Here is an 18167-nt window from a genome sequence, read left to right as displayed (position 1 = left end):
GGTTCTCGCTCGCGGCGCAGGTTCTCACTCGCGGCGCAGGTTCTACCGTGCGCCCCGCTCCACAGGGTTCGCCACGAGCGTGTGCGACCGTTCGCGGCAGCATCCGTTCGCGCCATATGCGACGACCCCCGCGCGGCGCAGGTTGTCACTCGCGGCGCAGGTTCTCACTCGCGGCGCAGGTTCTACCGTGCGCCCCGCTCCACAGGGTTCGCCGCGAGCGTGTGAGACCGTTCGCGGCAGCATCCGTTCGCGCCACCTTCAACAACTGCCGGCACCTCGCGTCCGGGGACTCTGCCGCCTCAACCGTCGGATGCCGGGAGTCGCCCCAACTCATCGGCCCCCGAACTCGGCGTCGAGCGCATGCTGCGCCGCTGCGCGCATGGCGTGCCACCCGCACAGCGGCGCAGCTCCCGCACAGCGGCGCAGCTCCCGCACAGCGGCGCAGCTACCGCGCGGCCACGCAGCTACCGCGCGGCCACGCACCCGGCGAGAGTGATCGGCGGAACGAGCACTCTCGACCAGAACGAGAGATGCGGCGCGGACGCTGCGCGTCAGCGGTGCAGGGCTGGCACGATCAGGTAGACCCCGTAGAGCACTGCCGCGCTGCAGAGCACGAAACAGGCGTAGGCCCCCAGCAAAGCGATCTGCTTCTGCAGAGGACTCAACGGGTTGGCGGACGCCGCCTTGCGCGCCCGCTTGGCTTCCTTGGCCGCGCGCTTGGGAGTGAGCACGGTGATGGCCCCCGTGAACTCGGCCGGCTCGACCACAGGAACGCGGCCAGCGGTTGTAAGCAGTCGCAGTCCGAGCGAATACAGGCTCACGACGACGGCGGAGGAGACGAGCGCGGCAGCCGCGACGACGAAGAAAGCGGCCCAATCGATCACAGTGCGACCCTCTTCCGGTCCTTGCGGGTGACCTTGCGGGGAGTCTTCCGGATTTTCACGACCCGCCCGGCGTCGTCGATGTCGTGCAGATTGTCGTGCGTGACCCGACTCGTACGGGACCGACGGAACAACAGGGCCACAACCAGGGAGCCGACCACCAGGTCGAGCACGATGCCGATCGGGCCGATCAGGGCCAGGCCGGCCGCGAAAGCACCCATAATGGCCGACGCCGGCAGGGTGAGCACCCAGCCGAGAGCTATCTGGCCCGCCATGCCCCAGCGCACGGTCGAGCCGCGACGACCCAGACCCGAACCGATCACCGATCCGGAGGCCACCTGCGTGGTGGAGAGGGCGAAGCCGAGGTGGCTGGACGCGAGGATGGTGGCCGCGGTGCTGGTCTCCGCCGCGAAGCCCTGGGCCGGCTTGATCTCGGTGAGTCCGCGACCCATGGTCAGGATGATGCGCCAGCCGCCCGTGTAGGTGCCGATTGCGATCGCAAGGGCGCAGGTGGTGATGACCCAGAGCTGCGGGCCGGTGCCGACGTCCTGCATCCCACTCGCGATCAGGGTGAGGGTAATGACGCCCATGGTCTTCTGGGCGTCATTGGTTCCATGCGCCAGGGCGACGAGCGATGACGAGAAGATCTGCGCATAGCGGAAGCCGCCGCGGCCATCCGCTTTGCCGGCGTCACGGCGGGTGATGGAGTAGGCGAGCTTGGTAGCAAGGAAGGCCACGATGCCCACCGTGAGCGGGGCGATCAGCGCGGGCAGGATGACCTTGGCCAGCACGACGTCGTAGGCGACGGCCTGTGAGCCGACACCGATGATCGTGGCACCGATCAGCCCGCCGAACAGGGCGTGGCTCGAGCTGGACGGCAGCCCACGCAGCCAGGTGATCAGGTTCCAGACGATGGCACCGATCAGGCCGGCGAAGATGATCTCGGGGGTGATCTGCACGCCCGCGTCGCCCTCCTTGATGATGCCGCCGGAGATGGTCTTGGCCACCTCGGTGGAGAGGAAGGCTCCGACCAGGTTGAGCACGGCGGCAAGTCCCACCGCGACCTTCGGGCGCATGGCACCGGTGGCGATGGGCGTGGCCATGGCATTCGCGGTGTCGTGAAAACCGTTGGTGAAGTCAAAAATCAGTGCGAGCGCAATCACAAGCGCCACGATCAGGGTGAAATCCACCGGCGTCTTTCGTTGGGGGCGTGACAGCCGGGGTTATCTCAAGCTGCAAATCAGTAACGATCCTGACACTCCCGAAGAGGCAGGTCAATTCAGAGTCGGTCGACCACCGTGGCGAGATCGGACCCGAAGGTGAAGGTGGCCCGCACCGGGGTGCCGGCGAGCACTCCCGGCAGCCAGTGCCGCGCGTCGTCCCACATCTCGTCGACCGGCAGCGCGGCCACGTCGAACCAGACCGGGTTCAGCTCGTCAGACTCGCGCGGCGTGCCCGTCCATTCGTCACAGACGAACACGCTCGACTGCTGGCTCCACGCCTCCCGGTGCGGAAACAGGTAGGTCAGCAGGCCCAACGGGGTGAGGGCGGATGCCGCCACAACCAGGCCGGACTCCTCCTCGATTTCCCGCACCATCGCCTGCACGGCGCTCTCCCCCGGCTCGAGTTTGCCGCCGAGCCCGACAATGTTGCCCCGGCCAAGGCCCTTCTTCTTGCGACCGAGCAGCACCTGCAGCTCCCCCGACGGGGAACGGCGGGTGAGGTAGCACACGCAGACCTGCGGGAGAGACATTCCCTCATGCTAGCGAGGGTTTACCGGCGCTCTGTCAGCACGACTTGATATTCTGCCCATATGAATTTTGTGCCTGAATCCGGAACCATCACCATGTTCACGACTACGTGGTGCGGCTACTGCACGCGCCTGAAGACACAGCTGGTCAAGGCCGGCATCGGCTACACCGAAATCAACGTTGAAGAGGTCGAGGGCACCTCGGAACTCGTGATGAGCCTGAACAACGGGAACCGCACGGTTCCGACCATCCTGTATCCGGACGGATCGAGCGCCACGAACCCGTCGCTCGCGCAGGTTCAGGCCAAGCTCGCCTGAGTCACCCGAACCGCCTGTCAGACTGAAGGGGTTCCGATTCGACCGCGGCCGGCCGCGGATATCGAACCGGAACCCTTCCGGTGGCGTACGGGTTTAGCCGAACAGCACCGCGGCCTCGTCGTAGCGCGCCTGCGGCACGGTCTTCAAACCGATTGTCGCGTCGGCGATGCTGACGATTTCCATGTCGGTGCCGCGCAGGGAGACCATGGAACCCCACTGGCCGGCGAAGACGGCATCGACCGCCGCCATGCCGAGGCGGGTGGCGAGCACCCGGTCGTAGGCCGACGGAGCGCCGCCGCGCTGAGTGTGGCCGAGGACGGTGGCACGGGACTCGATGCCTGTGCGCTCCTCGATCATCGGGGCGATCATCTCGCTGATGCCACCGAGGCGGGGGCGGTTGAACGCGTCGAGGCCCTTGGTGGAGAGCGCTTCGTCCATTCCGGCGAGCTTGAAGCCCTCGGAGACGACGAGCACGGGTGCGCGGCCGCGGTCGCGCACGTGCATGACCCATTCGCAGATCTGCTCGATTGTCTGCGGCTGCTCGGGAATCAGGATGGCGTGGGCGCCACCGGCCATACCGGAGTGCAGGGCGATCCAGCCCACGTGACGACCCATGACCTCGACGATCATGCAGCGACCGTGGGATTCGGCCGTGGTGCGCAGGCGGTCGATGGCCTCGGTGGCGATCTCGACGGCGGTGTTGAAGCCGAACGAGTAGTCGGTGGCCTCGAGGTCGTTGTCGATGGTCTTGGGGACGCCGACGATCTGCAGGCCGGCATCCGTCAGACGACGTGCAGCGGTGAGGGTGCCCTCGCCACCGATCGCGATGATCGCGTCGATACCTTCCGCGTCCATCGTCTTCTGAATGTTAATGGGGCCGCCGTTTTCACCCTCGAACGGGTTCGTGCGGGAGCTACCGAGGATGGTGCCGCCCTGCCGCGAGAGACCGCGCACGCTGTGACGGTCCAGTGTCATAAAGTCGCCCTCGACCAGGCCTTTCCAGCCGTTGCGGATGCCGACGAATTCGGCATCGAGGACGCGGACACCTTTAAGGACGGAACCGCGAATAACCGCGTTTAGTCCGGGGCAGTCTCCGCCGCTGGTGAGGATACCAATTTTCATTTGTCGTTGCTCCTTGTTGCACGAGTGATCATATTGGCGCCTACACCGCCACCCAATGATGGACCCCAGACAGGGCCCGCTTCAAATCCACGCCGGTGAGGGGCGCGTTCTACAACTCCCCGTCGAGTGCCAGGGTCAGCAGGTAGATCAGGGCGCTGGCCTGCACGGAATCGGCGGACGAGATCTCTTCCGCGCCGCCGTCGAGGGCACGGGCAGCGAGGCCCTGCTTGCTCCCGATGAGTTCGGCGATGCGAGCGTCGATGGTGTGTGCGGCGATGATCCGCCACGCGGTGACCGGCTCGTCCTGACCGATACGGTGCACCCGGTCGATGGCCTGCGTCTGCTCCGCGGCGGTCCAGCTAAGCTCGGCGAGCACGACGTTGGAGGCGGCCTGCAGGTTGACCCCGACTCCGGCGGCCGACAGGGAACAGACCACGACGGCAACCCCCGGGTCGTCGTTGAAGGAGTCGATGGCGGCCTGGCGGGCCAGGGCGCTCTGGTCGCCGCGCAGGGAGACCGTGCGCAGTCCGCGCTTGGCGAAGATGTCTTCCGCGGCATCCATCACGTCGATGTGCTTGGCGAAGAAGACGACCTTGCCTACCGAGTGCGCCAGCTGCACGGCGTAGTCCGCGGCAAGGGCGGCCTTCGCCTGGCCGATCTTGCGCACCATGGTGAAGACGTTCTCACCGGTGGACTGGCCCTTCGACTCCTCGAGTTCGGCGCGCGCGACGGCGCGGATGAACGCTGCGCGCGCCTCCCCGTCGAGCACGGGCGGCGTCTGCCCCGGGTGGCGGGCTACGACGAGGGAGTGGTAGCGGGTGACCAGTCGGGCGGCGAGTTCCCGCTCTGCCTGGCGGATGGAGCGGCCGAGGTCGTCGTCCAGCTCCACCGGAATGTCGGCAATGCGCTTGGCCGGCAGGTCGGCGGCGACGTCGACCTTGCGACGGCGCACGATGCCGAGGTCGATCACGGCGGCGCGTGCCTCGGCGTAGAAGCCGGGGTCGGCAGGGGTCAGCCCGATCTCTTCAAGTTTCTGCATCAGCCGGGACGTCGGTTTGTCGCCGTCAATCCAGCCGAGGAACTGCCAGATCGCGCGGAAATCGTCGACGTCGTTGATCAACGGGGTTCCGGTCAGAGCCATCAGCAGCGGATTTCCGCCCGGCGTGCGACGCCGGATCTGCTCGGCAAGGGCCAGCACATGCTTGGACCGCTGCGACTGCAGGTTCTTGATGAAGTGCGCCTCGTCGACGACCATGCCCTTGAAGCCGAGGGTGCCCAGCCAGGTGCGGTGCCGATCAAGCACGTCGTAGTTGACGATGACGACGTCCGCGAACGCGTCGAGGGTGTCGCCGTCGCCGTGGATGACCGTGGCCCGGCGGTTCGGCGTCCACAGTTCGACCTCGCGCACCCAGTTCATCTTGACGACGTTGGGCACGATCGCCAGCAACGGGTAGGACCCGCTGACGGATGCCGCGAGCAGGCTCTGCGCTGTCTTGCCGAGGCCAGGTTCGTCGGCGAGGAGATAGCTGCGGTGGCCCAGTCGCGCGCTCTCAACGAAGCGGGCCTGGTGTCGCATCAGCTCCATGCCGCGAGGTGAGAGCCGGTCGACGCGGGGCGCCTCGGGCAGGTCCATGCTGGCGGCCTGGCCGCCGGAGCCGTACTCGAAGGACTTGAAGAGGGGGCCGATGAGCTCCCAGTTGGCGAGCCGGCGGCCGGAGACGACCGGCTGGACCGCAGCGGCACTGAAATCGGGGGCCAGGAACGGGTTGGCGAGCTGGCGCGCCTTGACCGACTGCGGGATGACCTGGTTCACCGGGACCTCGGCCTTGGCCTCCGGTTCGCGGGTGATGATGAGTTCGTCGGGGGTCAGTTCGGCGCCGGACTCGATCAGCCAGTCGCGGCGGAAACGCTGTGCGACCGTGGATACGCCGGCATCCGGTTCGAGCAGCGTGATCAGGCTCGTGTCGCGGGCTGCCGTCTTGGCCAGAATCTGGGCGATGCCGTCGAGGCGTTTGAGTAGTTCGGCGCGGTTCGCGTCGGTGAGTTCCTTGTCGCCCTTGACCCGCGCGCGCTCCTCGCGCATGAGCAGCGCGATGACCTGGTACTTGGTGCGGTTGGTCGGACCCAGCTTGGCGCCGGTCTGCGCCTTGGCCTCCACCTCACGCACCTTGCGGGCGAGGATCGGGATGATGGGCGCGTCATCGTCGCGTGACCGCGGTCGTTGACGTGCGCGACCTGCGGCGGCAACTCGGTTGTTCGAACCGGCGGCCTGGTGGCGGGTGTAAGCCATTCTTCTCCAACTTCACAGCAGCACGGCAGACACAGGCCGTACTCGACGTGGTGCGGCGCCCGTGGGCACCGATGCGAACGATACGTCGAAGCCTGAATCGAGCAACGTGTCAACCATATTCGTGCCACCAGCATTTGTGATGCAGCGGCACGGTCAAGACGGTACGCGGGCTTTCACGACGTGGATTCAGTCTACGCCCGTGCATCAATCCCGGTGCACCGGCACCTTGGTCCTGACTCCGACGACGATGAAGACGAGGGCGGCGATGAATTGGGCGGAGACCCAGCCCTGCCCGGACAGCTCGATCACGACGACGGGGTTCCAGAGCACCGCGATCGGTACCAGCCCGATCAGCCACAGCCACGCCTTCGACTGGATGGCGAAGACGCAGATGATCAGCGCGAGGATGCTGACGGTGTAGCGGATGATCACGAAGCTCGCCGAGTCCAGCAGTGCCAGCCCGCCTAGCAGGGCGACGGCCCCGAGCAGGCCGGGGGCCAGAGCGGACCGCGTGAATCCGGGTTCTACCGGGGTGCCCATCAGACGCCTCCTCCTCCGCCGCCGCCTCCACCGCCGCCCACCGAGCCTCCCCCACCCGAACCTTAGCTGGAAGAACTCGACGCGCTTCCCGACCAGGAGGCCGAGGTGGAGCTCGTGAACGAGCTCAACCCGGCGGCGAACCAGACCGGGTTGAACGGAGCATTTCCAGCGTACCAGTCGGGCTGCGCGTTGCTCCGGGCGTAGTACTCGCCCAACACCCGCGACCATTCCTTCTCCTGGCCGAACAGCACCGCGAACGGCAGCAGCCGTTCGTAGAGCTTCAGCACCTGCCCCGGCTGCCCGGGGTCAGGCAGGCCGGGCCGACCGAGAACGGATGCCGGGTCCGGCCGGTAGGGCGACCGCAGCGCTCCGACGGGGCTCTGCAGCACCCGCAGCCGGTCGGCCTCGGCGGTGTCGATGTACAGCTTCACACCGGCGAGGTAGTCGCGCAGCTCGGCGCCGGCCGCGGTGAAGGGCCGCACGCTCGCGACGGCGGTGAGGGTCGTGACCGAGGCGGCGATCCCCAGCACCAGAACCAGGACCGGCCAGCCCCCGCCGACCTCGGTGATGAACGCCCCCACGCAGCCGACCAGGGTCAGGATGCCGGTGAACACGGCGCCGGCGATCAGCCACCGACGCGGCCGGCCTCCCTTCTCCACCCGCAGCCCGTCGGCCAGCACCTGCTTCAGGACCGCCTGAAGCTGCTTGGTCAGCCCGGTGCCCAGCGTGGTGTCCTTCGTCGTGAGGTCGCGGCTCCTGCCCGCGTGCAGACCCGGGAACAGCAGCCGCAGCACGGCCTGCTCACTGGTGTCGAGGTCTCGGGTGTGCTGCAGCTCGAGCATGTAGTGCTTCTTGCCCTCATCCTCCAGCACCCGCACGTTGCCGCGCACCGCGAAGCTGAGGAACTGGGCGGTCATGGCCTTGCCGCTGGTGCGGGTCACATTGCCGGCCACGAGCAGGTTCACGCCCTTCGGCGGAAGATACTCGGCGATGATGGTCGGCCGGCCCGGCGCGTTTCGCCACCGGGTGGCCCGGGCGACGATCGCGAGACCCGCGACGATCAGTCCGAACAGCGCCGCGGCGAGGCCGATGCCCGGGAGCGGGTTCGCCGTGAACGACTGGTCGCGGGGAACGAAGGTGCCCGGCTCGAACCCGACCGCCAGGGTCAGCCCCTCGGCCGGGCCGAGCGCCCCGGCGGTGATCTCGATCGTCACGGCTTCGCCCGCAGCATCCGTCGACAGCGAGGCGCAGGTTTCCGACGAGTCAGAGGTGCCCTGGTAGCAGGCGGCCTCCCCGGTGAGCCGGGGTGCGACGTCCGGGTCGACCGTGAGGGTGGCGGACACGTCGCCGAACGGCTGAGCCCAGCCGGTGCCGTTGACCTCCCGGTAGAACTCCTGGATCGGGGCGTCCTCCGGCTCGAGCGCGACGTCGACTTGCTTGTAGGTGATGACGTAGGTCTGCGCGCCGTGCGCGTAATCGTCGGCGGCGATCGTCACCTCCAGGAACTCGTCTCCGCCATCCTCACTGGTCGTTGTGGTGTCGATGCCGCGATTTCGACCGTTCTCGTCGGTCACGCTGACCAGTTCGAGGTCGGTCGGATGCCCGTCGTAGTGGGTGGGGATGGCGCGCAGGATGCCACGGTTCTGGTCGGTCTCCGGGAACCGGGCCACGATCGTCTCGGTGGTGGTGAGGCGGGAATGACCGTCGGTGGTCAGCGCCAGCTCGAACTCGGAGTGCCACGAGTCGAAGGTGAAGTCGTCGGTGCCCGCCGAAACGATGGACGGCGGAGCGGCCGGTGCAGCCGCGGCGAGACTGGGAACGGACAGACCCAGCACGGCAAGGCCTCCGAGTATGGCTGTGAACAGGGATATCACTGCACGACGCATGCTTTCACTCTACTCAGCCGCCGACTGCCGGAAGCCGTATAGGCGCAGGCTGTTCAGCATCACGAACGGGCTGGCGCCGGTCATGCCTTCGCTGGAGACGTCAACCGTGTCCGACACGGTGGGTCCCCGACGTCCCCGACGTCACCGAGCCGGATCACGACCATCAAACATACCCCTCTGGGGTATTCCGACTCACGGTACTGTAATTCCATGATCGAAGACATCAAACGGCGTGCCCTGCACCGTGCCCGCATCCTGGAGGGTCAGATGCGCGGCCTGGAGAAGATGATCGAGAACGAGGACTACTGCATCGACATCCTGACTCAGTCGCTCTCCATCCAGAAGTCGCTGGGCTCTCTCAACAAGCTCCTCGTCGACAATCACCTCCAGACGCACGTGACCGACATGTTCGAGGCGGGAGGAGAGGAACGCCAGACCGCCATCGCGGAACTTCTCAAGGTCTTCGAACTCAACAACAACCGTGGCTGAACGAGAGGGCACGCTGTCGCGTTGACATCATCCGTGGAATCAAATAGCGTCACTCGAATGCTCTCAACCCGAGCATCGGTCGTTCACCCCGAAACGCACCGGTCGTTACCCGAGACGGATTGGGTCCCCCGTGAATTCAGATTCTTCAGCCCTGCCGAACAACGCAGGCCACACCGACCACCACGACATCACCAACCTGGTCGGCGAATACCGCCAGCGCCAGCTCAGTCTCTTCCGTGAGCGCCAGCCGGAACTTGAGCTCGACGAGCAGGTCACGGCCCACCTCCCCACGCTCTAGCCTTCGGCACCGCTGAGGATCCCGGCGTCGAACCAATTCGACGGAGATTTCGGCCTGAAACCGCTCTTTCGGACGTTTGAGCGGCACTTTCGACAAAATCACCGTCGAATTCGTTCGGGGCGAAGGGGCGGCAGTTCATCTGGTTCGCGCGAACCGCCGTGGCGTCAGTCTGGTGGATTCAGATCTGCTGGATCGGAAGCGCGGTGCTCGACGGCGGGCACTGGAACAAGGACTGGAGTGCGGGTTTGAGTTCACTCACCCAGACCGCGTAAGCCGCATCATTCAGGTGTAGCCGGTCATCCGAGTAGGCGGCCTCGATTTCACCGTCGGGCTGGGCCAAGCGCCCCCACAGGTCGAGGTATTGGGCGTGCTGGGTTGGCGCGAATTGGCGCAGGTGACGGTTGACCGAGCGCACGATGCCGGCGAGTTCGCGCTCGCGCGGCGGCACCGACACGATCAGAATGCGCACGGTTGGCAGCCGCTTGCGAAGTGAGCAGAGCACCGTCTCCATGTTGCGCACGATGTACTCGTCCGAACGGTGCCAGCCCAGGTCGTTTGTACCGACCTCGACCACGACGGCGTCCGGCTGCCGGTCGACGACCTGGTCGAGTTCGGCGATAACCTCGTCCGTGGTCTTGCCGTTCGCGCCGAGATTGTGCACGTCGTAGTCGGGAAGCCAGTCCGCCCAGAGCCCGTTCGCGGTGAGCCCATCCCCGATGAACAGCACAGATGACGACATCACAGCCTCCCTCGCCCCCTTCCATAGTGCATCGCGGGCGCCAAACCTGCTAGGCGAGCGAGGCATCATCGATCGGTTCGGCCTCGGCTGGCGCCCCGATGGATGCCTGAACCACAAACGCGCTACGCCGGACTCGGCGGGTGGTGTGGCCAACTCAGGAGATCCGCGCGGGCCACCCCGCGCATCCACCGTGGTTCCGCACTGATCCGTGGCCACTCACGAACCTGATCGACGGATGTCCTGAGTTGGCCACACTCGCTGGCCCGACTTGGCCTCACGGCCGGAAGAGTCCGGGTGACCAAACGGCTGACGGGTCAGGAGGCGCGGCCGACTACGGGTACGTCCGAAGCGGATGCGTCTCCGTCGGCTGCTTTCGTCACGGCCGCTTCCACGGCGGCTTCCCCGATGGCCGCGGCCGTGATCCGGTTGGCCATGCCGCTGAAGATGACGCCGTGGAACGGCAGGATCGAGAACCAGTAGAGCCGGCCGCCGAGGCCCCGGGGGAAGAAAACAGCACGCTGGCGGTAGACCGAGCCGCCGTCAGCGGTCGGCTCCGCGGTCATCTCCAGCCACGCTCGACCGGGAACCCGCATCTCGGCGCGCAGGCGCAGGAATCTGCCCCTGTCGATACGTTCGACCCGCCAGAAGTCCAGCACGTCGCCGGTGTGCAGATGGTCGGGGTTGCGGCGACCGCGGCGCAGGCCGACGCCGCCGACGATCTTGTCCATCCACCCGCGGATGGCCCAGGCCACCGGGAACGAATACCAGCCGTTGTCGCCGCCGATGCTCTCGATCACGCGCCACAGGTCCTCCGGCTTTGCCGCGGTGTGCTTCTCCTTGAGGTCGGTGTACACCAGGTGCCCGGCCCATTCGGGGTCACTGGGCAGCGGGTTGCTCGACGCGCCCGCGATCGACGCGTTCTGCCAGCTGGTCTCAACATCGCCGTCGCGCATGCGACCGAGCGCCAGGCGAACGGCGGTGCGATAGCCGGTCAGGCCCTCCTTCGGCTGCGGGATGTACTGGTCGATGTCGCGTTCGTGCACCACGCAGTCATTCTGCAGGGACGCAATGATGGGCACGGCAAGGCTGCGCGGGATCGGGGTGACCAGGTTGACCCACTGCGAAGCCAGCCAGGGGGTGAAGACCGGCAGGGAAGCGATGGGGCGCTGGCGCAAACCGGCCTCGAGGGCGTAGCCGTTCATCATCTGGCCATAGCGCAGCACGTCGGGGCCACCGATGTCGAAGGTGCGATTGGCATCGGCGGGGAGCTCCGCCGCCGCGACGAGGTAGTAGAGCACGTCGCGCACAGCGATGGGCTGGATCTTGTTGCGCACCCACTGTGGAGCCGGCATGTACGGCAGCACATCAGTCAGGTGCCGGATCATCTCGAACGACGTGGAGCCGGATCCGATCACGACCCCAGCCTGCAGGGCGGCCGTCGGAACGCCGGATTCGAGCAGGATCCGACCGACCTCGGCCCGGGAGCGCAGGTGCTGGGAGAGTTCCTCGGTGTCGGGGTGCAGCCCGCCCAGGTAGACCATGCGAGAGACGCCGGCCTCGGCGGCGGCTGTGGCCACGTTGGTGGCAGCGAGACGTTCCGTGCTCTCGAAGTCGCCGCGGGTTCCCATCGAGTGAACCAGGTAGTAGAGCACGTCGATGTCGGTCACGGCGGACCGCACACTGGCCAGGTCGCCGAGATCGCCCTCGACCACCTGCACCTGGCCCACCCACGGGACATCCTTCAGTTTCAGCGGGGTGCGCACGAGCACGCGCACGTCGTAGCCGGCCTCCAGCAGCAGGGGAACGAGCCGGCCGCCGATATAGCCGGTGGCGCCGGTCACAAGTACACGTCGTTGCGTCGTCATGGTGAAAGCCTAGAGGCGGTTGCTGGACTGACGCCGAGGATCGGGCCGATCGGGCAGGCGCCGCGACCGAGGCTGTGGATGACTCGCGCGGGCTGGCGGGCGAGTGCGGCATCATCGCTGCATGACTCTTCGACTCGACCCGCGGCATCCGGTGGTGTGGCGTTCTCCTCGCAGCATCCAGATCGGCATCGACCACCCGCTCGTCGTGATCACCGCCATGAGCGACGGGCTCGAGCGCGTGCTGGCCGCACTGGCCGCGGGGGTGCCCCGCTCCGGCGCTCTCATGATCGGTCGGGAGGGCGGGGCATCCGACGATGCGATCCTGGGGCTGCTCCGCGCCCTGCGACCCGCCCTGCTGGTGACCGGGGAGCCCTTGCCGAGCCCGGCCCCGCCGCCCACCGAGTGTGCCGAACCGGATGTCCCGCCCGCGGTCTGCGTGGACGGGTCCGGGCCGACCGGAGCGCTGATCGGGTCACTGCTCGGCACCCTGGGGCTGCGGCTGACCGGCTCCGACGACCAGGCCACCGGCCTGGCCGTGCTCGTCGGGCATTACGCGCTCGAACCGGAGCGGCACGGGCACTGGCTGCGGCGGGACGTGCCGCACCTGCCCGTGGTGTTCAGCGACAGCGAGGTACGCATCGGCCCGCTGGTCGAGCCGGGAGTGGGGCCCTGCCTCTCCTGCCTGGAGCTGGCCCGCCTGGATTCCGACCCGTCCTGGGCGGCCATCGCCTGCCAGCTGCTGAGCCGACGGGCCACCACGGAGACCCCCCGGACCGGCCTCGACGTGGCCGCCCTCGTGGCCGGGATCGCCCACGACCGGCTGGTGCTCGGGCGTTCGACCCTGACCGCGTCGGCACTCGTCTTCGACGGCGACTCCGGGTTACCGACGCGCCGCGGCTACCGGCCGCACGAGCGGTGCGGCTGCCGCAGCGTGCCGGGCAACGTGACCGCGCGGCCTGGGGCCCTGCGGCCCGACCAGATCAGGTGAGCCGAAGCTCGTGGTCGGCCCGCCCGCGGGTGCGCTCGATCAGCCGCGCGTTGGCCTCATCGGGGCCGAGGGCCCAGGCCCGGGCCTGGGCAGCCGTCTTGCCGTAGCGCTCGTGCCGGGCCGTGAGCCGGCGAAGGCGGATGCCCCGCTCCAGCGCCACAAACAGGGTCAGGTCGAGCAGCGGGCGGGCCGCGGCCCAGCCGCCCTCGTCGTGCAGGAGGTAGTTGCCCTCCACCACCACGAGGCTCCGTTCCCGGCCGATCCGAATGGCGCCGGGGGTCCGTTCCTCGATCTCCCGGTCGAACCCGGGTGCCACCACGGTGCCCCGAGCCGTCCGGAGCTGCCGCAGCAGCGCCACGAATCCGTCGACGTCGAAGGTGTCAGGGGCCCCCATCCGGTCGCGCCGGCCCAGCTCGACAAGGCGGGCCTGATGCAGGTGGAAACCGTCCATCGACACCAGCTGCGCGCGGTCGTCCAAACGGGCGACGAGGGCCTCCCCCACGGTCGACTTGCCCGACCCCGGGGCGCCGGCCAGACCGACGATGGTGCGCGTTCCGGCATCCGTCGCCCGCAGACGGCGTTCGCGGTCGACCGCCAGGACGGCCGCGACGACCTCGTCGAGGGTGCGGAGCACTGCCATCGGGGCAGCCTCAGCCGGCCTGGCGGCGGAGGTCCAGGCCGGGAGCCGAGTCGAAGACGAACTCGGCCCAGAGCCGGTATCCGAGCGCGCTCGGGTGGAACTCGTCGCTCGCGAAGAAGCCCTCGACGTAGGGTGGCGGGGTCGGGATCGCGACGACCCCGTCGAGGTCGCCCACGGCCAGCCGGGCGCCGGTGTCGAGGCTCGCGGCGTGCCGGGCCAGGGTGGCGCGCAGCGGTTCCGGCAGCAGTGCGAAGCGGTCGAAGCGCGGCATGAGCGAGACGAGCACGGCCGCCTGCGGTGCCGCGGCCCGCAAGGCGAGCACGATCCGGCGCACATCCCGGGTGAAGGCGTTGCGCGACCGTAGTCCCAGGGCGTCGTTCGCTCCGATGGTCAGCAGGGCCAGGTCGAAGGGGACGGCCGCAGCATCCGTCAGGAAGCGCTCACGCACGTCCCTGGCCGTGGCGCCGTTCTCACCGATCGCGCGCCAGGTGCTACCGCGGCCCCACCGCGCGGACACCTCGTGCGCGATCCAGCCGGGCAACGCCTCGGCCTGGGTCTCCGCGCCCACGCCGGCAGCGGTCGAGTCGCCGAGCACGAGGATGCGCAGCGGGTCGGGCCCGGGCCGGGACCCGGTCCACGGGAGGGCGGCGTCGGGCAGCCGGGGCGTGTCGCGGCGCAGCCGCCGCGCCTGCCTCACGAGCTGCGGCGCGTAGGGCACCGCGGCCAGTCGCGTAAACGAGAAAATGGGCACGCCCCGAGGCTACCCGTTCTCCGTCTCAGGCTCCGCGGACGCCGGGGGCGCGCACGCCGCGGGCGCCGATCTCGGCGAGGAATCGGGAGCGCTCGCGCGGGCTGCGCTGCTGGTGCCCTGTTGCCGACCAGCTGAGGGACAGCCGTTTGCGCGCGCGGGTGACGCCCACGTAGAGCAGGCGCCGCTCCTCATCGATCTGCTCGAACGTGCCCGCGTAGCTGATCGGCACCAGCCCCTCGGACAGCCCGATCAGGAAGACGGCGTCCCATTCGAGTCCCTTCGCGGAGTGCAGCGTCGCCAGGGTGACCGCGGACACCGTCGGTTCGTGCTGGCCGGCCTGGCGCTCCATCAACTCGTCGGTGAACTGGCGGAACGTGGTGTCCGGCGGGGCCTGGTCGACCAGACCCATGATCGCGTTGAGCGACTCCCAGCGGTCGCGCACCGCGCCCTGCGCCTCCGGCGCGCTCTGGCTCCAGCCGAGCGAGCGCAGCACGTCGCTGACCGATTTGAACAGCGGTTCGCCGATGATCGAAACGGATGCCGCGCGCAGCTGCATCACCGCCTGCTTGACCTCGGCAAGGTCGAAGAAGCGCTTGGACCCGCGAATCTGGTAGCTCACCCCCACGTCGCCGAGGGCGGTTTCGAGGAAGGCGGCCTGCACATTCACGCGGAACAGCACGGCGATGTCCTCCGGCCGGGTGCCGGCCTCGATCAGTTCGACGATGTTCTGGGCGACCCCTCGGGCCTCCGCCATATCGTTCGGGTACTCGCGCACGGCGGGTTCGGCGCCCTGCGAGCCGGCGTGGGCCCTCAGGGTGAGGGCGCCAGCACGACCGCGCATGAGCTGGTTGGCGGTGGCGACGATAGGCCCCGTCGACCGATAGTTCTGTTCGAGGCGCACGACCGTGGCGTCCTCCCAACGCTTGGGGAAGTCGAGCAGGTAGTCGCTGCGGGCGCCCGCGAAGGAGTAGATGGTCTGGCTGGCGTCGCCGACCACGCAGAGGTCGCGACGCTCGCCCAGCCACAGCGAGAGCAGGTCGTGCTGGAGGGGGGAGACGTCCTGATATTCGTCCACGACGAAGAACCGGTACTGCTCACGCACCTGCAGGGCGACGGACGGCTCGGCCTCGATCATGCCGGCCATCGCCAGGAGCACGTCTTCGAAGTCGATCTGCTTGCGGTCATCCTTGAGCCGCTCGTAGGACTCCATCATGGCCAGGACCTGGTCCACCGTGAGCCGGCCGGGCAGGCTGCGCTTGGCGATGCCGGCCCCGTACGCCTCGATGCCGATTCCGGATGTCTTGCGCCACTCGATCTCGGCGGCCAGGTCACGCAGGGTGGCCGTGTCGAGCTTGAGTTTCAGGGTCTCGGCGGCGTGGCCGAGCAGACGGCCCTTGCCGTCGAGGATGCGGGGCGCCTGGCCGCCCACGACGTGCGGCCAGAAATAGTTCAGTTGTGACAGGGCCGCCGAGTGGAATGTGCGGGCGGCGACACCACCGGCGCCGAGCAATCGCAGCCGGCCGCGCAACTCCGCGGCGGCGCGTGCCGTGAATGTAAGGGCCATCACCCGGCTCGGCGAGTACGCGCCCGTCATCACGCCGTAGGCGATGCGGTGGGTGATGGCACGGGTCTTGCCGGTACCGGCGCCGGCGAGCATGCACACCGGGCCCACGAGAGCCTCGGCAGCCACCCGCTGCTGGTCGTCGAGGCCGGCCAGCAGAGAACCGGCGGTCAGCGCCATCCGTGCACCTCGTCGGGACCGAAGTCGAGGGGTTCGCCAAGCCAGTGCTCGATTATCGCCCGGGCGATCGAGGAGCGGCCGGGCAGGATGATCGAGTCGCCGGAGGCCCTCAACTCGTCGCGGCTGAACCAGCGCAGGTCGAGGATCTCCTCACCGTCGGGCAAGAGGGCCTCCGGCTTCTGCCCGTCGGCGAGCCGTGCCGTGAAGCCGAACATGATGGATGCCGGGAATGGCCAGGGCTGCGAGCCGAGGTAGACCGGGTCGGTCACCCGCAGGCCGGATTCCTCGAACATCTCCCGGATGACGGCCGCCTCAAGGGACTCCCCCGGTTCGACGAAGCCGGCCAGGAGAGAATAACGGTTGCCCTCCCAGAGGGCGTTCGAGCCGAGCAGAATGCGGTCGTCGGCGTCGGTGATCAGCACGATCACGGCCGGGTCGGTGCGCGGAAAGACCTGGCCGCCGCAGTCGGGGCAACGGCGGGTCCAGCCGGCATTCTCAACCAGGGTGGCGGCGCCGCAGCGGGGGCAGTGGGCGTGGGAACCATGCCAGTTCACCACGCCGAGCGTCTCGGTGAACAGACCCGCGTCCCGGTCGGACACGGTGGTCGCGACGTGGCGGAGTGGCGCCCAGCGCGATTCGTCGGGTTCGAGCGCCGTGGCCTGCTCGTCGGTCAAGGCGGCCGCGACCAGGGCGGTGCCCACAGGTTCGGGAGCGTCGAGGGCCAGCGACCGGCCGAGGTAGAGACGGAAGTCGGCGGCGGGAATCTGGCCGGGTGCGAGGAGGCGCAGGCGGGCGGGGGCCTCGGCCTCCATCAGGGCCGAGCCCTGCCACAGCGCCAGCACGCGGGTGCCGGCTTCCGCCAGGAGTGCGTCGATCAGACCGGGCGTGGACCGGGCCTCGCTGTCGCGGTCGACCGCGTGGCGGGAAAGCGGCAGACGGGAAGTGAAGGCAAACGACATGGTGCTCCTCGGGCTCAGGCAAACTGCCGAAGTTGTGTCGAGGCGTGGCGAACGACCGCGCCGAGGGGAAGTCGACCTAACCTAGAAGGTATGGTCAGATCCCCTCTCACTCTAGCCGCGCTGGCCACTGCCGCCGTTCCGGACCTCGACGTCGTCCAGGTACGCCTGCACGGGTCCGCGGCGCGCAGTCCCGGAGCCGTCGGCGCGTTCGATTCCGCGCTCTTGATCGACCGCGACAACCGGGCCCTGATCATCAGGGTTCCCCTGTCTCAGGCTGCAGAGACGGAGCAGTCCGCCGATCTCGTGGCCCTGCGTGCCCTCACGGTCGGCAATCGCAGCCGACTCCCCTTCGACGTGCCGCAGTTCGTCGGCCAGGCTCCGCTCGGCGGCACCCGGGCCGTCGTCTACGAGTTCCTGTCGGGCGATTCGTTCGATGTGGATGCCCTCACCGGCCACGCGGGCGTCTCCGGCTCCATCGGACGCGCCATCGCCGCGGTGCACGGCCTGCCCACCGCCTTCGTCGGCACCGCCGGCCTTCCCCAGCAGAGTGCCCAGGAATGCCGCACCGGCACCATCGCCCTGATCGATCGGGCGGCCGCCACCGGTTACCTGCCCGCCGCGTTGCTGCGCCGCTGGGAACAGGCCACCGACGACGACACCCTCTGGCAGTTCGCGCCCTGCGTGGTGCATGGGTCTCTCTCGGCCGACTCGGTCCTGATCACCGACGACTCCGTCTCGGCGGTTCTCGGCTGGTCTGCCCTCAGCGTCGGCGACCCGGCCCGCGACCTGCACTGGCTGCTCGCGTCCCGCGGTGCGGCCGGCGAGACCGCCGTGGCGTCCTACGCGTCTGCCCGCCAGGGCAACGATCCGCGGATCACGCAGCGCGCCATGCTCTACGCCGAGCTGGAAC

Annotated in this window: 17 protein-coding genes and 1 pseudogene; 5 read left to right on the top strand and 13 right to left on the bottom strand. The window is 68.4% G+C overall.

Going from position 1 to position 18167, the window contains the following annotated elements:
- Positions 1-551: 551 nt before the first annotated feature.
- The 3 genes from E3O65_RS06885 to E3O65_RS06875 all read right to left on the bottom strand — a co-directional run bounded on the left by E3O65_RS06885 (position 552) and on the right by E3O65_RS06875 (position 2634).
- Positions 552-884, bottom strand: coding sequence for a peptidase (locus E3O65_RS06885; RefSeq protein ID WP_134362989.1), 333 nt, complete (start codon positions 882-884; stop codon positions 552-554).
- Positions 881-2071, bottom strand: a complete 1191-nt coding sequence (locus tag E3O65_RS06880; protein WP_134362988.1) for an inorganic phosphate transporter — start codon at positions 2069-2071, stop codon at positions 881-883. Before E3O65_RS06880 ends, E3O65_RS06885 begins: the two co-directional genes overlap by 4 nt.
- Positions 2072-2160: 89 nt before the next feature.
- Positions 2161-2634 (bottom strand): 8-oxo-dGTP diphosphatase, encoded by a 474-nt coding sequence (locus E3O65_RS06875; protein ID WP_134362987.1) that lies wholly within the window; start codon positions 2632-2634, stop codon positions 2161-2163.
- Between the two features lie 60 nt (positions 2635-2694).
- Between E3O65_RS06875 and E3O65_RS06870 the strand changes: the two genes are divergently transcribed.
- Positions 2695-2949 carry a mycoredoxin gene (locus E3O65_RS06870; protein WP_134362986.1) on the top strand — a complete coding sequence of 85 codons (255 nt, stop codon included), beginning with the start codon at positions 2695-2697 and terminating at the stop codon, positions 2947-2949.
- A 93-nt stretch (positions 2950-3042) separates the two neighbouring features.
- Here the strand turns inward: E3O65_RS06870 and E3O65_RS06865 are convergent, their stop codons facing one another.
- The 4 genes from E3O65_RS06865 to E3O65_RS06850 all read right to left on the bottom strand — a co-directional run bounded on the left by E3O65_RS06865 (position 3043) and on the right by E3O65_RS06850 (position 8787).
- A complete protein-coding gene (locus tag E3O65_RS06865) occupies positions 3043-4071 on the bottom strand; it encodes a 6-phosphofructokinase (RefSeq protein WP_134362985.1) in 1029 nt (342 codons plus the stop codon).
- Positions 4072-4180: 109 nt separating this feature from the next.
- Entirely contained in the window at positions 4181-6361 is a 2181-nt protein-coding gene (locus E3O65_RS06860; protein ID WP_134362984.1) for a DEAD/DEAH box helicase, read from the bottom strand.
- Positions 6362-6565: 204 nt separating this feature from the next.
- A complete protein-coding gene (locus E3O65_RS06855; protein ID WP_134362983.1) occupies positions 6566-6901 on the bottom strand; it encodes a DUF6804 family protein in 336 nt (111 codons plus the stop codon).
- Between the two features lie 62 nt (positions 6902-6963).
- Entirely contained in the window at positions 6964-8787 is a 1824-nt protein-coding gene (locus E3O65_RS06850; RefSeq protein ID WP_134362982.1) for a DUF2207 domain-containing protein, read from the bottom strand.
- A 210-nt stretch (positions 8788-8997) separates the two neighbouring features.
- Here E3O65_RS06850 and E3O65_RS06845 point away from each other — a divergent pair, with 210 nt between their 5' ends.
- The gene (locus E3O65_RS06845; protein WP_134362981.1) at positions 8998-9276 is read left to right on the top strand and encodes a metal-sensitive transcriptional regulator; all 279 of its coding nucleotides are present in this window, start codon (positions 8998-9000) and stop codon (positions 9274-9276) included.
- Positions 9277-9406: 130 nt separating this feature from the next.
- Complete coding sequence (locus tag E3O65_RS16655; protein WP_166785677.1) at positions 9407-9574, top strand: hypothetical protein; 168 nt, start codon at positions 9407-9409, stop codon at positions 9572-9574.
- A gap of 178 nt (positions 9575-9752) precedes the next feature.
- Here the strand turns inward: E3O65_RS16655 and E3O65_RS06840 are convergent, their stop codons facing one another.
- On the bottom strand, positions 9753-10313 hold the full coding sequence (locus E3O65_RS06840) for a GDSL-type esterase/lipase family protein (RefSeq protein WP_134362980.1): 561 nt from the start codon (positions 10311-10313) through the stop codon (positions 9753-9755).
- Positions 10314-10627: 314 nt separating this feature from the next.
- Complete coding sequence (locus tag E3O65_RS06835; RefSeq protein WP_134362979.1) at positions 10628-12178, bottom strand: SDR family oxidoreductase; 1551 nt, start codon at positions 12176-12178, stop codon at positions 10628-10630.
- Between the two features lie 121 nt (positions 12179-12299).
- Between E3O65_RS06835 and E3O65_RS06830 the strand changes: the two genes are divergently transcribed.
- Positions 12300-13166, top strand: coding sequence for a hypothetical protein (locus E3O65_RS06830; protein WP_134362978.1), 867 nt, complete (start codon positions 12300-12302; stop codon positions 13164-13166).
- Here the strand turns inward: E3O65_RS06830 and E3O65_RS06825 are convergent.
- Genes E3O65_RS06825 through nudC form a run of 4 tightly spaced genes read right to left on the bottom strand, consistent with a single transcriptional unit; the run spans position 13159 to position 17257 of the window.
- Entirely contained in the window at positions 13159-13806 is a 648-nt protein-coding gene (locus tag E3O65_RS06825; protein ID WP_134362977.1) for a nucleoside/nucleotide kinase family protein, read from the bottom strand. The two genes, E3O65_RS06830 and E3O65_RS06825, sit on opposite strands and share 8 nt — an antisense overlap.
- 10 nt (positions 13807-13816) lie before the next feature.
- Positions 13817-14557 (bottom strand): SGNH/GDSL hydrolase family protein, encoded by a 741-nt coding sequence (locus E3O65_RS06820; RefSeq protein ID WP_134362976.1) that lies wholly within the window; start codon positions 14555-14557, stop codon positions 13817-13819.
- A gap of 25 nt (positions 14558-14582) precedes the next feature.
- Positions 14583-16298, bottom strand: coding sequence for an ATP-dependent helicase (locus E3O65_RS06815; RefSeq protein ID WP_134362975.1), 1716 nt, complete (start codon positions 16296-16298; stop codon positions 14583-14585).
- Positions 16289-17257, bottom strand: a complete 969-nt coding sequence (nudC, locus tag E3O65_RS06810; RefSeq protein WP_134362974.1) for an NAD(+) diphosphatase — start codon at positions 17255-17257, stop codon at positions 16289-16291. The genes E3O65_RS06815 and nudC overlap by 10 nt, the downstream gene beginning before the upstream one ends.
- A 90-nt stretch (positions 17258-17347) precedes the next feature.
- Between nudC and E3O65_RS17590 the strand changes: the two are divergent.
- A pseudogene (locus E3O65_RS17590) lies at positions 17348-18109 on the top strand (phosphotransferase); the annotation flags it as partial.
- Positions 18110-18167 lie beyond the last annotated feature (58 nt).

The sequence above is a fragment of the Cryobacterium breve genome (assembly GCF_004402375.1).
Classification (GTDB): Bacteria; Actinomycetota; Actinomycetes; order Actinomycetales; family Microbacteriaceae; genus Cryobacterium; species Cryobacterium breve.
Note: the sequence above shows the minus strand (reverse complement) of the source record. Positions and strands in the feature narration are given on the sequence as shown.

Coding starts and splice junctions, on each gene's coding strand:
- E3O65_RS06875 (WP_134362987.1), bottom strand. CDS start 2,634: ATGTCTCTCCCGCAGGTCTGCGTGTGCTACCTCACCCGCCGTTCCCCG.
- E3O65_RS06870 (WP_134362986.1), top strand. CDS start 2,695: ATGAATTTTGTGCCTGAATCCGGAACCATCACCATGTTCACGACTACG.
- E3O65_RS06865 (WP_134362985.1), bottom strand. CDS start 4,071: ATGAAAATTGGTATCCTCACCAGCGGCGGAGACTGCCCCGGACTAAAC.
- E3O65_RS06860 (WP_134362984.1), bottom strand. CDS start 6,361: ATGGCTTACACCCGCCACCAGGCCGCCGGTTCGAACAACCGAGTTGCC.
- E3O65_RS06855 (WP_134362983.1), bottom strand. CDS start 6,901: ATGGGCACCCCGGTAGAACCCGGATTCACGCGGTCCGCTCTGGCCCCC.
- E3O65_RS06850 (WP_134362982.1), bottom strand. CDS start 8,787: ATGCGTCGTGCAGTGATATCCCTGTTCACAGCCATACTCGGAGGCCTT.
- E3O65_RS06845 (WP_134362981.1), top strand. CDS start 8,998: ATGATCGAAGACATCAAACGGCGTGCCCTGCACCGTGCCCGCATCCTG.
- E3O65_RS06840 (WP_134362980.1), bottom strand. CDS start 10,313: ATGTCGTCATCTGTGCTGTTCATCGGGGATGGGCTCACCGCGAACGGG.
- E3O65_RS06835 (WP_134362979.1), bottom strand. CDS start 12,178: ATGACGACGCAACGACGTGTACTTGTGACCGGCGCCACCGGCTATATC.
- E3O65_RS06830 (WP_134362978.1), top strand. CDS start 12,300: ATGACTCTTCGACTCGACCCGCGGCATCCGGTGGTGTGGCGTTCTCCT.
- E3O65_RS06825 (WP_134362977.1), bottom strand. CDS start 13,806: ATGGCAGTGCTCCGCACCCTCGACGAGGTCGTCGCGGCCGTCCTGGCG.
- E3O65_RS06815 (WP_134362975.1), bottom strand. CDS start 16,298: ATGGCGCTGACCGCCGGTTCTCTGCTGGCCGGCCTCGACGACCAGCAG.
- nudC (WP_134362974.1), bottom strand. CDS start 17,257: ATGTCGTTTGCCTTCACTTCCCGTCTGCCGCTTTCCCGCCACGCGGTC.